Origin of the sequence: Streptomyces sp. NPDC086519 (assembly GCF_040686075.1) — a bacterium.
GTDB lineage: Bacteria > Actinomycetota > Actinomycetes > Streptomycetales > Streptomycetaceae > Streptomyces > Streptomyces shenzhenensis.
In genome coordinates this window covers 43,568-57,219 of sequence record NZ_JBFBJL010000028.1, presented here as the reverse complement: position 1 = coordinate 57,219, position 13,652 = coordinate 43,568, and the positions used below count along the sequence as shown (strand labels likewise).

At 73.3% G+C, this 13,652-nt stretch carries 11 protein-coding genes; 8 read left to right on the top strand and 3 right to left on the bottom strand.

Annotation, left to right across the window (positions count from 1 at the left end):
* Positions 1-161: 161 nt before the first annotated feature.
* The 6 genes from pdhA to AB0P24_RS25800 all read left to right on the top strand — a co-directional run bounded on the left by pdhA (position 162) and on the right by AB0P24_RS25800 (position 7,296).
* Entirely contained in the window at positions 162-1,307 is a 1,146-nt protein-coding gene (gene pdhA, locus AB0P24_RS25825) for a pyruvate dehydrogenase (acetyl-transferring) E1 component subunit alpha (protein WP_365797850.1), read from the top strand.
* Positions 1,304-2,308, top strand: coding sequence for an alpha-ketoacid dehydrogenase subunit beta (locus AB0P24_RS25820; protein WP_365797848.1), 1,005 nt, complete (start codon positions 1,304-1,306; stop codon positions 2,306-2,308). Before pdhA ends, AB0P24_RS25820 begins: the two co-directional genes overlap by 4 nt.
* Entirely contained in the window at positions 2,308-3,654 is a 1,347-nt protein-coding gene (locus AB0P24_RS25815) for a dihydrolipoamide acetyltransferase family protein (protein WP_365797846.1), read from the top strand. The genes AB0P24_RS25820 and AB0P24_RS25815 overlap by 1 nt, the downstream gene beginning before the upstream one ends.
* Positions 3,655-3,852: 198 nt before the next feature.
* Positions 3,853-4,821: an NTP transferase domain-containing protein gene (locus AB0P24_RS25810; RefSeq protein WP_365797844.1), complete on the top strand. Its 969-nt coding sequence runs from the start codon at positions 3,853-3,855 to the stop codon at positions 4,819-4,821.
* Positions 4,818-6,188, top strand: a complete 1,371-nt coding sequence (locus tag AB0P24_RS25805; RefSeq protein WP_365797842.1) for a molybdopterin molybdotransferase MoeA — start codon at positions 4,818-4,820, stop codon at positions 6,186-6,188. The genes AB0P24_RS25810 and AB0P24_RS25805 overlap by 4 nt, the downstream gene beginning before the upstream one ends.
* A gap of 127 nt (positions 6,189-6,315) precedes the next feature.
* On the top strand, positions 6,316-7,296 hold the full coding sequence (locus AB0P24_RS25800) for an NAD(P)H-quinone oxidoreductase (RefSeq protein ID WP_365797840.1): 981 nt from the start codon (positions 6,316-6,318) through the stop codon (positions 7,294-7,296).
* A 4-nt stretch (positions 7,297-7,300) separates the two neighbouring features.
* Here the strand turns inward: AB0P24_RS25800 and AB0P24_RS25795 are convergent, their stop codons facing one another.
* Complete coding sequence (locus AB0P24_RS25795; RefSeq protein ID WP_365797838.1) at positions 7,301-7,975, bottom strand: hypothetical protein; 675 nt, start codon at positions 7,973-7,975, stop codon at positions 7,301-7,303.
* 190 nt (positions 7,976-8,165) lie between these two features.
* Here AB0P24_RS25795 and AB0P24_RS25790 point away from each other — a divergent pair, with 190 nt between their 5' ends.
* Positions 8,166-8,705, top strand: coding sequence for a bacterial proteasome activator family protein (locus AB0P24_RS25790; RefSeq protein ID WP_365797836.1), 540 nt, complete (start codon positions 8,166-8,168; stop codon positions 8,703-8,705).
* A 106-nt stretch (positions 8,706-8,811) separates the two neighbouring features.
* Here AB0P24_RS25790 and AB0P24_RS25785 read toward each other — a convergent pair whose 3' ends face one another.
* Complete coding sequence (locus tag AB0P24_RS25785; RefSeq protein WP_365797834.1) at positions 8,812-10,464, bottom strand: protein kinase; 1,653 nt, start codon at positions 10,462-10,464, stop codon at positions 8,812-8,814.
* Positions 10,465-10,782: 318 nt separating this feature from the next.
* Between AB0P24_RS25785 and AB0P24_RS25780 the strand changes: the two genes are divergently transcribed.
* Positions 10,783-12,360 carry a protein kinase gene (locus tag AB0P24_RS25780; RefSeq protein WP_365797832.1) on the top strand — a complete coding sequence of 526 codons (1,578 nt, stop codon included), beginning with the start codon at positions 10,783-10,785 and terminating at the stop codon, positions 12,358-12,360.
* A 52-nt stretch (positions 12,361-12,412) separates the two neighbouring features.
* Here AB0P24_RS25780 and AB0P24_RS25775 read toward each other — a convergent pair whose 3' ends face one another.
* Positions 12,413-13,459: a phosphotransferase gene (locus tag AB0P24_RS25775; protein WP_365797828.1), complete on the bottom strand. Its 1,047-nt coding sequence runs from the start codon at positions 13,457-13,459 to the stop codon at positions 12,413-12,415.
* Between the last annotated feature and the right edge of the window lie 193 nt (positions 13,460-13,652).

Below are 13,652 nucleotides of genomic sequence, written 5' to 3'. Positions count from 1 at the left end.
CTACCATGGACGTACTGCGTTCATTCCAGGTTGTGGAGAACCGTTTGTCCACAGCCTGAAGCCGCCTGTAGCCAAAATGTGCCGACGACCGAACAATCGGTAGGTGAGGCGGGTCACAGGCGATCCGTCTCCCGTAGCCACCCCCACAAGGAGGTGCCGTCATGACGGTCATGGAGCAGCGCGGCGCGTATCGCCCGGCGCCGCCGCCCGCCTGGCAGCCCCGGACGGACCCCGCGCCGCTGCTGCCCGACGAGCGCCCGTACCGCGTCCTCGGGACGGAGGCGGCCGCCAAGGCCGATCCGGAACTGCTGCGCCGGCTGTACACCCAGCTCGTGCGCGGCCGCAGGTACAACGCCCAGGCGACCGCCCTCACCAAACAGGGCCGCCTCGCCGTCTACCCCTCCAGCACCGGCCAGGAGGCCTGCGAGGTCGCCGCCGCACTCGCCCTCGAAGAGCGCGACTGGCTCTTCCCCAGCTACCGGGACACCCTCGCGGTGATCGCCCGTGGCGTGGACCCCGTCGAGGCGCTCACCCTGCTGCGCGGCGACTGGCACACCGGCTACGACCCCTACGCCCACCGCGTGGCCCCCCTCTCCACCCCCCTCGCCACCCAGCTCCCGCACGCCGTCGGTCTCGCCCACGCGGCCCGCCTCAAGGGCGACGACGTGGTCGCGCTCGCCATGGTCGGCGACGGCGGCACCAGCGAGGGCGACTTCCACGAGGCCCTGAACTTCGCCGCCGTCTGGCAGGCCCCGGTCGTCTTCCTGGTCCAGAACAACGGCTTCGCCATCTCCGTCCCGCTCGCCAAGCAGACCGCCGCACCCTCCCTGGCCCACAAGGCCGTCGGATACGGCATGCCGGGCCGCCTGGTCGACGGCAACGACGCGGCCGCCGTGCACGAGGTCCTCACCGACGCCGTACGGCACGCGCGCGAAGGCGGCGGCCCGACCCTGGTCGAGGCGGTGACCTACCGGATCGACGCCCACACCAACGCCGACGACGCCACCCGCTACCGCGGTGACACCGAGGTCGACGCCTGGCGCGACCACGACCCGGTCCTGCTCCTCGAGCGCGAGCTGACCGACCGCGGACTCCTCGACGAGGACACCGTCCGGCGCGCCCGCGAGGACGCCGAGACCATGGCCGCCGACCTGCGCGCACGCATGAACCGCGACCCCGAACTCGACCCCATGCACCTGTTCGACCAGGTGTACGCCGAGACCACCACGCAACTGCGCGAACAGCGCGCCCTGCTCCGCGCCGAGCTGGAGGCCGAGCGGCAGGACCAGGAAGGCGGAGCGCGATGACGACCGTCGCCGTCAAGCCCGCCACCATGGCACAGGCCCTCACGCGCGCGCTGCGCGACGCCATGACCGCCGACCCCGCCGTGCACGTCATGGGCGAGGACGTCGGCACCCTCGGCGGGGTCTTCCGGGTCACCGACGGTCTCGCCAAGGAGTTCGGCGAGACCCGCTGCACCGACACCCCGCTCGCCGAGGCCGGCATCCTCGGCACCGCCGTCGGCATGGCCATGTACGGACTGCGCCCGGTCGTGGAGATGCAGTTCGACGCGTTCGCCTACCCCGCGTTCGAGCAGCTCATCAGCCACGTCTCCCGGATGCGCAACCGCACCCGCGGCCGGATGCCCCTCCCGATCACCGTCCGTGTCCCCTACGGCGGCGGCATCGGCGGCGTCGAGCACCACAGCGACTCCTCCGAGGCCTACTACATGGCCACCCCCGGCCTCCACGTCGTCACCCCCGCGACCGTCGCCGACGCCTACGGCCTGCTGCGCCGGGCCATCGCCTCCGACGACCCGGTCGTCTTCCTCGAACCCAAGCGCCTGTACTGGTCCAAGGACACCTGGAACCCCGAGCAGCCGACGGACGTTGAACCCATCGGCCGCGCGGTGGTGCGCCGAACCGGGCGCAGCGCCACGCTCATCACCTACGGCCCGTCCGTACCGGTCTGCCTCGAAGCCGCCGAGGCCGCCCACGCGGAGGGCTGGGACCTGGAAGTCGTCGACCTGCGCTCCCTGGTGCCGTTCGACGACGAGACGGTCTGCGCGTCGGTACGGCGCACCGGGCGCGCGGTCGTCGTACACGAGTCGGGCGGGTTCGGCGGCCCGGGCGGGGAGATCGCGGCACGCGTGACCGAGCGCTGCTTCCACCATCTGGAGGCGCCGGTGCTGCGCGTGGCCGGGTTCGACATTCCCTACCCGCCGCCGATGCTGGAGCGCCACCACCTGCCCGGCGTCGACCGCATCCTGGACGCGGTGGCGCGTCTGCAATGGGAGGCCGAGGGCTGATGGCACAGGTGCTGGAGTTCAAACTGCCCGACCTCGGGGAGGGGCTCACCGAGGCGGTGATCGTCACCTGGCTGGTCCAGGTCGGCGAGGTCGTCGCGATCGACCAGCCGGTCGTCGAGGTCGAGACGGCGAAGGCGATGGTCGAGGTGCCCTGCCCCTACGGCGGTGTGGTCACCGCCCGCTTCGGCGAGGAGGGCACCGAACTGCCCGTCGGCGCCCCGCTGCTGACGGTCGCCGTCGGCGAGGCCACCACGGTCCCCGAGGCGGAGGGCTCCGGCAACGTCCTGGTGGGATACGGCACGGGGACGCCTCCGGCGCGCCGCCGCCGGATCCGCAACGTCGCCCCGGAGCGGGCGGGCGGCACGGCCGGCCGGGGCCCTGCCCCGGAACCGGCGCCGCAGGCCGCCGTCACGGCGACGGCGCCCCACGCGCACGTGCCCGCACCCTCCACCGCGCTCGCCGACGGTCCTGTCCCGGTGATCTCCCCCCTGGTCCGCCGCCTCGCCCGGGACAACAACCTGGACCTGCGCGGGCTGTCAGGCTCGGGCCCCGACGGCCTGATCCTGCGGGCCGACGTCGAGGACGCCCTTCGGGTCAGCGCGGCCCGTGCCGCCACCCTCAAGACCCCGCCCGCCACCGCGGCCGCGACCGCTCCCTCCGGCACCCGCACGCCCCTCAAGGGCATCCGGGGCGCGGTCGCCGACAAGCTGTCCCGCAGCCGCCGGGAGATCCCCGACGCGACGTGCTGGGTGGACGCCGACGCGACCGAACTGATGCGCGCGCGCACCGTGATGAACGCGGCGCCGGGCCAGAGGATCTCCCTCCTCGCGCTCCTCGCCCGGATCTGCACCGCCGCCCTGGCCCGCCACCCCGAGCTGAACTCCTACGTCGACGTCGAGGCCCGCGAGATCGTCCGACTCGACCACGTCCACCTCGGCTTCGCCGCCCAGACCGACCGGGGCCTGGTCGTCCCCGTCGTCAAGGACGCCCACACCCGCGACGCCGAGTCCCTGACGGCCGAGTTCGCCCGCCTGACCGAGGCGGCCCACGCCGGCAGCCTCACCCCCGCCGAACTCACCGGCGGCACCTTCACGCTGAACAACTACGGTGTCTTCGGCGTCGACGGCTCCACCCCGATCATCAACCACCCCGAGGCCGCGATGCTGGGCGTGGGCCGCATCACCCCCAAGCCCTGGGTCCACGAGGGCGAGTTGGCGGTCCGCCAGGTGGTGCAACTGTCGCTCACCTTCGACCACCGGGTCTGCGACGGCGGCACGGCGGGCGGATTCCTCCGCTACGTGGCCGACTGCGTGGAACAGCCATCGGTACTTCTCAGGACACTCTGACCGCAGCGCGCCCCTTCAGGGGCGCGGGGCTGTATCAATGTGCGGCTCCGTCGCGGGGGCGCGGCAAGCCACGACGCACCCGCACTCGCGCGCGTGCCCACGGCCTCGTCCCCTTGGGCGCACATCCGCAACCGCACCCGGCAGATCCCACGCCCCCCATCGGTTCCCCGTGATCAGAACGCCATCCATACTCGAAAGGTGACCGCCACCGACCCACCCCCCTACGACGCGATCGTGCTGGCCGGCGGCGCCGCACGGCGCCTCGGCGGGACCGACAAGCCCTCCGTCCGGGTAGGCGGCCGCCCCTTGCTGGACCGCGTCCTCGCGGCCTGCGCCGGCGCACGGCGGACCGTCGTCGTGGCGGCCCCCCGCCCCACCTCCCGCCCGGTCCGCTGGACCCGCGAGGACCCCCCGGGCGGCGGCCCCGTCGCCGCCCTCGACGCCGGCCTGCGCCACACCACCGCCGCCCGCGCGGTCGTCCTCTCCGCGGACCTCCCGTTCCTCGAAGAGGCCACCGTGGAACGTCTGTTGTCGGCCCTGCACGCGACCGGCGCGGACGGCGCGCTGCTCACCGACGCCGACGGCCGGGACCAGCCCCTCGTCGCGGCCTACCGCACCACCGCACTCCGCCACGCCCTCTCGGCCCTCGCCGAGGGCAACGGCGACGGCGACGACAACGACAGCGACATCGACAGCGGCAACGGCCTCACCGGCCTCCCCCTGCGGCGCCTCACCGCCGCACTGAACCTCACCCGCGTCCCGGACCCCCTCGCGTCCTTCGACTGCGACACCTGGGACGACATCGCCGACGCCAGGGCACGTATCAGGGAGCATGGGCACGTGTTGGATGAATGGATCTCCGCAGTCAAGGACGAGCTGGGCATCGACCTGGACGTCGACACCCGCGTCCTCCTCGACCTGGCCCGGGACGCCGCGCACGGCGTGGCCCGCCCCGCCGCCCCGCTGACCACCTTCCTCGTCGGCTACGCCGCCGCACAGGCCAAGGGCGGCCCCGAGGCGGTCGCCGAGGCGGCCCACAAGGCCGCCGCGCTGGCCCTGCGCTGGGCGGAGGAGGCGACCCCTCCCCCCGGGCAGGCCGCCGCCGACGGGCCGGGCTCCGACAGACCGGGTCCCGGCACCACCCCCGCCCCCGGGCCCAGCCGGTGACCGCCCCCGGCACCCGCGCAGGCACGCCCGCCCCCGCGGACACCGACGACGATCTCGACGTCGAGGAGGCGCTCGCCCTCGTGAGAGAGCCCAGGGAGCCCAGGCCGGGCGCCGCCCCCGCCCCCCGCACCGAGCACGCCCACGGGGAACCGTCGGCGCACCGCCACCGCGCCACGCCCTGGCCGCAGGCCCGCGAGACCGCCGCCCGCGCCGCCCGGTCCGGCGGCCGTCGTGCCCCCGTCTCCGTACCCCTGGCCGACGCCCTCGGCCTGACACTCGCCGCCCCGCTGGACGCCCTCACCGACCTGCCCCCCTTCGACACCTCCGCCATGGACGGCTGGGCGGTCGCCGGCCCCGGACCCTGGGACGTACGCGCGGACCGCGTGCTGGCCGGGCACGCGCAGCCCGCGCCGCTCACCGACGGCGAGGCGGTCCGTATCGCCACCGGCGCCCGCGTCCCCGCGGACACCACCGCGGTGCTGCGCAGCGAGCACGGCCGTCTCGACGGCCAGGGCCGGCTGCACCCCGCCCGCGAGGTGGTGCACGGCCAGGACATCCGCCCGCGCGGCCAGGAGTGCCGTAGCGGCGACCAGTTGCTGCCCGTCGGCACCCTGGCCACCCCGGCCGTCCTCGGCCTCGCCGCAGCCGCCGGCTACGACACCGTCACCGCCGTCCCCCGCCCCCGAGCCGAAGTCCTGGTCCTCGGCGACGAGTTGCTCACCGAAGGACTCCCGCACGACGGGCTCATCCGGGACGCGCTCGGCCCGATGCTGCCGCCCTGGCTGCGCGCGCTCGGCGTCGAGGTCACCGCCGTACGCCGGCTCGGCGACGACGCCAAGGCCCTGCAGAAGGCGATCACCTCCTCGACAGCCGACCTCGTCGTCACCACGGGCGGCACCGCCTCCGGGCCGGTCGACCACATCCACCCCACCCTGGAGCGCATCGGCGCCCGACTCCTCGTCGACGGCGTCAAGGTGCGCCCCGGCCACCCCATGCTGCTGGCCCGCACCAAGGAGAACCAGCACCTCGTCGGCCTCCCCGGCAACCCCCTTGCGGCCGTCTCCGGCCTGCTCACCCTCGCCGAACCCCTGCTGCGCACCCTCGCCGCCCGCCCGGCCCCCGAGCCCTACGCGCTGCCGCTGGCGGAAGCGGCGCACGGGCACCCGTACGACACCCGGCTCATCCCGGTCGTCCTGCGGGGCGACGCCGCGATGCCGCTTCACTACAACGGCCCGGCCATGCTCCGCGGCATCGCCGCCGCCGACGCACTCGCGGTCGTACCACCGGGCGGAGCACAGCAGGGGGCGGAGACCGAGCTCCTCGACCTGCCGTGGGCGGCCGCGGGCATCGAGGTGTTCTTCACGTGACGGCCCCGCTCCGCCGGCGGAGTTCAGCCACACGAACGGGTGACTGACAAGGCGGTTCCGGACCGGGCGATCGCCGAGTTCCCCTCCTTCTGGAGGAATTTCCGGAGGAAGCAGTAGCGTCGGCCGCATGTACGCGATCACGATTCCCGAACCTGGTGGGCCCGAGGCGCTGGTGTGGGACGAGGTTCCCGATCCCGTGCCCGGTGAGGGCGAAGTACTGGTCGAGGTGGTGGCCAGCGCCGTCAACCGTGCCGACATCCTCCAGCGGCAGGGCAACTACAGCCCGCCGCCGGGCGCCTCCCCCTACCCCGGGCTGGAGTGCTCCGGGCGGATCGCCGCGATCGGTCCCGCGGTCTCCGGCTGGTCGGTCGGCGACGAGGTGTGCGCACTGCTCGCGGGCGGCGGCTACGCGGAGAAGGTCGCCGTGCCGGCCGGGCAACTGCTGCCGGTGCCCGAGGGCCTGGACCTGAGGCAGGCCGCCGCGCTGCCCGAGGTGGCCTGCACGGTCTGGTCGAACGTCTTCATGATCGCCCACCTGCGGCCCGGCGAGACCCTCCTCGTGCACGGCGGCTCCAGCGGCATCGGCACCATGGCGATCCAGCTGGGCAAGGCGGTCGGCGCCAAGGTCGCGGTCACCGCGGGCACGAAGGAGAAGCTGGACTTCTGCGCCGGACTGGGCGCGGACATCCTCGTCAACTACCGCGAGCAGGACTTCGTCGCCGAGGTGAAGGAGGCCACCGGCGGCGCCGGTGCCGACGTCATCCTGGACAACATGGGCGCCAAGTACCTGGACCGGAACGTGCAGGCGCTCGCGTTCAACGGGCGGCTCGCCATCATCGGTATGCAGGGCGGCGTCAAGGGCGAGCTGAACATCGGCGCGCTCCTCGGCAAGCGGGCCGCGATCAGCGCGACCTCGCTGCGCGCCCGGCCGCTCCCCGAGAAGGCGGCCATCGTCGCCGCGGTGCGGGAGCACGTGTGGCCGCTGATCGCCCAGGGGCATGTCCGCCCGGTCGTCGACCGGGAACTGCCGATGGCGGAGGCGGCGCAGGCCCAGCGGGTGGTCGAGGCCAGCGAGCACATCGGCAAGGTCCTGCTGGTCGCCGGGTAGCGCCCTACCCCCGCCGTACCCGCAGGCCGACGAAGGCGAGGCCGAGCCCCAGGCCGATCAGGACCAGGCCGCTGCCGAGCGGCAGGATCTGAAGCACGGGCTCGGTGTCGTCCTCCTGGCCCGGGGCCATGGCCTGGCCGGCGGCAGGGGTCGGCTGGGGCGCGCTGGGCGCGAGGACGGCCTCCCGGGACGGCTGTGCGGAGGAGGCGGCCGCCGGGCTCTCGGCGCCGCTCACCGCGGGCTCCGTCGTCGCCTCGTCGGGATCACCGGGATCGTCGGAATCATCGGGATCGGCGGGATCGGCGGAATGGGCCGAATGGGCCGCAGCGGAGGAATCGTCGGGAGCGGAGGAAGCCTGGGGACCGGCCGAGTCGTCCGGGTCGTCGGCGTCCTGGCCCTCGACCTTCGTCGCCGGTCCCTGGGGCCGCCCCGGTCGCATCCGTCCCTCGCCGGCCAGCGTGCCGGCCAGGGACGGTTCGGGGGTGACCTCGGGGGTGACCGAGGCGCTGGCGGAGTCCGAGGGCAGCGGCTCGGGGGCGTACGCGACGGCCGTGCCGCACGGCAGCAGGACCACCGCGAGGACGAGCAGCAGGCGGGCGAGCAGCGGACGGGCGAGGGTGAGCCGTACCGGGCCGGGCGGCCGGGTACCGGCGCGGGGGAGCCGCAGCCTTGGAGTCACGTCGGTGACCTCCTGGAGGACAGTCGTCGTCAGGGCCGACGATCACCAGCCTCACATTCGGTGACAAACCGAGCATTTCTTGTTCGGCCGATGGGTCTACCGCCGTGGTCAGGGGCGTTTCAGAGCGGTGGATCGGCCGCGCCGGGGGGCACCAGGGTGGTGAGGTGTACGGGTGCGAGAGAATGACGGCATGGAGATGCCGAGGAACGAACGGTCGCCCGAGAATCCGCAGATCCTGGTCGTGGGCCAGGACGGGATGGCACTCGGCGGCGGCAACGGGGACGAGGACTCCCGCGAGATCCCGGTGACGGAGATGGTGGAGCAGCCCGCCAAGGTCATGCGGATCGGCAGCATGATCAAGCAGCTCCTGGAGGAGGTGCGCGCCGCTCCCCTCGACGAGGCCAGCCGGGTCCGGCTGAAGGAGATCCACGCCAGCTCCGTGAAGGAGCTGGAGGACGGTCTGGCCCCGGAGCTGGTGGAGGAGCTGGAGCGGCTCTCTTTGCCGTTCACCGAGAACACGACCCCCTCGGACGCGGAACTGCGCATCGCGCAGGCCCAGTTGGTGGGCTGGCTGGAGGGGCTGTTCCACGGGATCCAGACCACCCTGTTCGCCCAGCAGATGGCCGCCCGCGCCCAGCTCGAGCAGATGCGGCGCGCGCTGCCGCCGGGCGTCGGCCACGAGGGCGAGGAGCACGGCCCGGCCGGCCGCTCCGGTGGGCCGTACCTCTAGACACTCCCTGGACCCTGGATCATCCCGAGAAGGCGAAGGGCCCGGCGTACGACCGCCGGGCCCTTCCTACTGCCTTCTTCCCGCGTTCCACCCGCCGTGCCGCGCGTCAGCCGGTCGCCGGGTTGCCCGTCGACACCTTGAGCTCGATGGTCGGCACGTCCTTCGGGTCGACATCGGTGCCCGAGGACGGGAACTGCTCCATGACCGTGCCGTCGCCGTAGGTGTTCTCGTCCACGGAGACGATCTTCATCTGCCATCCGGCGGCCTGGAAGCACTCCTTGACCGACTTGATGTACTTGAACTTGAAGTTCGGGACCTGGATCTTGTTCGGGTCGTCGTAGGACTCCTGCGGTTCGGTGCACTCGGTCTTCTCGATGGTCTTCGAGGTGTCGGGCCCGCGGTAGCCGGACGCGTGCGAGGCCGCGGCGCTCGCGGTGCCGCCGCCACCGCTGCCGCCCGCGTTGTCGTCCCCGCCGCCGTTGTTCAGCGCCAGGGCGACGATCAGGCCGATCACCGCGACCAGGGACACCGCGATCGATCCGATGACGACCGGCCGGTTGCTCTTCCCGCCGCCACCGGCGGACGCGGCCGAGGGCGTGAGGTCGTACGGCGGCGGGGTGGACGGCGGCTGCTGGGCGTACCCGGCCGGCGTCTGGTAGCCCGCCTGCTGCGGATAGCCGTACGCCGGAGCGGGGGCCGGAGCGCCGTACGGGTTCGGCGTCGGCTGGTACGGCGTCTGCACCGGTCCGGGCGGCGCCGGCGTCGCCTGGCCGACCGGCGGGAACACCGCGGAGCCGACCCCGGCGCCGCTCTGCGTCGGCGCGATGCCCGGGACGATGCTCGGCGCGGCGGGCTGGAGCGAGGCGGCGATCCGCAGGCACTCGTCGCGCATGGACTCGGCGGTCGGGAAGCGCTCGTTCGGGTTCTTCTTCAGCGCGCGGGCGACCAGCGCGTCCACTCCCGGGGGAAGGGCGCGGTTGATCGAGGAGGGGGCGACCGGCTCCTCCTGGACGTGCGCGTAGGCGATGGCCAGCGGCGAGTCCGCGTCGAACGGCAGTCGCCCGGTGACCAGCTGGAACAGCATGATGCCGACCGAGTAGAGGTCGGAGCGGGCGTCCACGCCGCGGCCCAGCGCCTGCTCCGGGGAGAGGTACTGCGGGGTGCCGACGACCATGCCGGTCTGGGTCATCGAGGTGACCCCGGACTGCATGGCGCGGGCGATGCCGAAGTCCATCACCTTGACGACCCCGCGCTTGGTCATCATCACGTTGCCGGGCTTGATGTCGCGGTGGACCAGCCCCATCTCGTGGCTGATCTCCAGCGCGGCCAGCACGTCGGCGGTGATCCGCAGCGCCTTGTCGGAGGGCATCGCGCCGTACTGCCGTATGTCCTCCTCCAGCACCGACCCGAGCGGGCGCCCCTCGACGTACTCCATGACGATGTACGGCACGGTCGAACCGGACCCCGCGGCGGAGTCGCTGACGGGCAGCGTGTCCTCGCCCGTGTCGAAGACGGAGACGATGTTGGTGTGCGTGAGCTTGGCCACTGCCTGGGCCTCGCGGCGGAAGCGCTCGCGGAAGGCCTGTTCCCTGCCGAGTTCGGTGTGCAGGGTCTTGATCGCGACCTGCCGGTCCAGGACCACGTCGTACGCCAGGTGCACGGCGGCCATGCCGCCCTCGCCGAGCAGGTCGCGCAGTTGGTAGCGGCCACCGGCCAGCGCCCGCCCCGCGTAACGGCCATGTGTGCCGTCCTGGCTCATTTTCCCCGTCCCCCGCCCGGCATTCAGGCACCCTTGTTGATCGAATGTCCCATTCCCGGCCAAGTCTGCCCGAGGGCACTGACACGTCAAGCGCGGTGCCCGTTCCGTGACCGTACGCGAAAGAAGACCCGCGCAGGCGTCACGGCGGCCGTACCCCAGGTACACAGAATTTGCACGGCGGCGCGTGGTACGGGTTTGATGGCCGGTCCGTCCACGGGCCGGAACCGGGACCGACGGGTTGCGCGGAGGCTGTAGCGTGGCCGACGGAGACCGTGACAACACCGCGCGCACCGCGGGCAGAAACGACGGCGAGGACCGATGGCACAGACGCACAGCGCCCAGGGCCCGTCCGACCCCGAGGCGACTGGCGGCGGCATGTCAGACGCGCCGGAGATGTGGGGCAACCAGGGCCTGGTCGGCGACGGCCGGTACCGGCTGACCCACCGGCTCGGGCGGGGCGGCATGGCCGAGGTGTTCGCGGCCGAGGACGTACGGCTCGGCCGGACCGTGGCAGTGAAGCTGCTCCGGGCCGATCTCGCCGAGGACCCGGTCTCCAAGGCCCGCTTCACGCGTGAGGCGCAGTCGGTCGCCGGGCTCAACCACCACGCGATCGTGGCGGTGTACGACTCCGGCGAGGACGTGGTCGGCGGCCAGTCCGTGCCGTACATCGTGATGGAGCTGGTCGAGGGCCGCACCATCCGCGACCTGCTGATCAACGCCGAGGCGCCGGGCCCCGAGCAGGCCCTGATCATCGTCTCCGGGGTGCTGGAGGCGCTGGCCTACTCGCACCAGCACGGCATCGTGCACCGCGACATCAAGCCCGCCAACGTGATCATCACGCACAACGGCGCCGTCAAGGTGATGGACTTCGGCATCGCCCGCGCCCTGCACGGCGCGTCCACGACGATGACGCAGACCGGCATGGTCATGGGCACGCCCCAGTACCTCTCCCCGGAGCAGGCGCTGGGCAAGGCCGTCGACCACCGCTCCGACCTGTACGCCACCGGCTGCCTGCTCTACGAACTCCTCGCCCTGCGGCCGCCGTTCATCGGCGAGACCCCGCTGTCGGTGGTCTACCAGCACGTCCAGGACATTCCGGTGCCGCCGTCCCAGACCTCCGAGGGCGCCGCCCCGCCGGAACTGGACGGCCTGGTCATGCGCTCGCTCGCCAAGGAGCCCGACGACCGCTTCCAGACCGCCGAGGAGATGCGCGGCCTGATCCAGTACGGCCTGCAGATGCTGTACGACCAGGGCGGGCACACCGGCACCTGGAACACCGGCCCGGTCACCGTGCACGACGGCCGGTACACCCCGGCGGCCGGTTTCGCCGGCACGACCGTGATGCCGCACCCGGCGACCGGTGCCGGGACCACGCAGATCCCGCAGCCGATCCTGCCGGGCGGCTACGGCGGCGGCGACGACGGCGGCTTCGAGGGGCACGGCAACCGGGGCAGCGGCCGCGGCAAGCTGTGGATCCTCGCCGTCCTCGCGGTGATCGCCATCGCGGCGGGCGTCGCGCTGGCACTGAACAAGGGCGGCGGCACCGGCGGCGGCACCGGTACGACGCCGTCCTCGACCGTCTCGCAGACCACCAAGGGCGACACGCCCAGTTCCAGCCCGTCGGACAAGGCCACCGCCACGGCCACGAACACGGAGACCGGCACCAGCGGCTCAAGCACCGGGAACAGCGGCGACTACACGCCGTCGCCGACCCCGACCTACAGCCAGACCCAGCAACAGAGCAGCGCGCCGCCCGACCAGCCGAGCGACACGGCGAGCGCCTCGCAGCCCAGCGACACCGCCAGTTCGCCGGCCACGCAGCCCTCCGACACGACGGGCACGGGCGACACCGGCGGGACCGCCCCGGGCTCGATCGCAGGCGTCGGCGGCGGTTGAAGGACACCGACGCCGTTCGGCTGACCGGCCGCCGCCGGCCGCTCACCGGCCGTTACTGGACGAAGGCGTCGCACACCGCGTCGTACTCCCTGGTCCACCACACGGCGAGTGCCGAGGCGGCCGGGAACTGGGGGTCCGCACGGGTGTCGCCGCGCTCGTAGTGCCAGCGCAGCATCCAGAAGTCGTTGAGCCGCTCCCACCACACGCGGTGCACGGCCGCCGCGAGCTCCGAGGGCGTGGCCCCGGCGGCGCGCCGGTACGCGCACGCGTACGCCCGCACCTTCCGCAGGTCGAGCGCCCCCGCCGGACGCACGAAGAAGATCACGGCGGCGCGTACGGCCTCCTCCGCCCGGGGCTGCACGCCGAGCCGGTCCCAGTCGACGATCGCGGCCGGGGCGTCGTCGTCCTTGTAGAGCAGGTTGAACGGGTGGAAGTCGCCGTGCACCCAGCCCACCGAGGCACCGCGCGGGGGGCGCCTCGCGGTGTACTGCTCCAGGAGCGCACGGCGTTCGAGCAGCCGGTGGCGGGCGAGTTCGTCGAAGGCGTCGGCGGGGCGGTGCCGGTCGACGTGGGCGAGCAGGTCGTCGATGAGCGCGAAGGTGTCGGCGGGGTCGGCGCTCTCGACGGGATGGGGACTGGTGGCCGGGCGGGTGCGCCCCTTGGGCGGCATCACGCGCTCCAGACAGGCGTGCACGGCGCCGAGGAGCGCCCCGAGCCGCGCGCACTCCCCGCGCGTGAGCTGTCCGCCGTGCCGGTGCCGGCCGTCGATCCAGGGGTGCAGCGCGTAGGCGTGGCCGCCGACGACGGCGACCGTACGGCCGTCGCGGTCGGCGAGGGCCGGGGCGACCGGTACACCGAGGGCGGCCAGCCGCCGGGTGGCCAGATGGCGTCGCTCGATGGCGGCCGGGTCGGCGGTGTCGGGGTCGAAATGGTGCTTGAGGAAGTACCGGCCGCGGGTGGTGCAGAGGCGGTAGCCGCGGTTGAGCAGGCCCTGCTCGACCGGCTCGCAGGCGAGCGCGGAACCGGCGGCGTACAGCCGGAGCAGGGCGCCCAGAGGGGGCGCGTGGGATACGAGGGGTGGTACACATAAGCGCGGCACGCGCCAGATGGTAGGGCAAGTATACCCCCTGTGAGCTGGGCGTTGTCACAGTCAGTCGCCGACGGTCGCCTTCGGTCACGCGAGGGGTCATGGCGAATACAAGTGCGAAAGATGCGCTCCGGGGGCGGGGTGCGCGGCATAGGGTCGCGGCGCCGCGCGTCGTGTCCGGCGAGCAGACCGGACCCCGTGATGT

What these genes read in the sequence shown, in the direction of transcription:
- pdhA (WP_365797850.1), top strand. Translation starts at nt 162, where the DNA reads ATGACGGTCATGGAGCAGCGCGGCGCGTATCGCCCGGCGCCGCCGCCC.
- AB0P24_RS25820 (WP_365797848.1), top strand. Translation starts at nt 1,304, where the DNA reads ATGACGACCGTCGCCGTCAAGCCCGCCACCATGGCACAGGCCCTCACG.
- AB0P24_RS25815 (WP_365797846.1), top strand. Translation starts at nt 2,308, where the DNA reads ATGGCACAGGTGCTGGAGTTCAAACTGCCCGACCTCGGGGAGGGGCTC.
- AB0P24_RS25800 (WP_365797840.1), top strand. Translation starts at nt 6,316, where the DNA reads ATGTACGCGATCACGATTCCCGAACCTGGTGGGCCCGAGGCGCTGGTG.
- AB0P24_RS25790 (WP_365797836.1), top strand. Translation starts at nt 8,166, where the DNA reads ATGGAGATGCCGAGGAACGAACGGTCGCCCGAGAATCCGCAGATCCTG.
- AB0P24_RS25785 (WP_365797834.1), bottom strand. Translation starts at nt 10,464, where the DNA reads ATGAGCCAGGACGGCACACATGGCCGTTACGCGGGGCGGGCGCTGGCC.
- AB0P24_RS25780 (WP_365797832.1), top strand. Translation starts at nt 10,783, where the DNA reads ATGGCACAGACGCACAGCGCCCAGGGCCCGTCCGACCCCGAGGCGACT.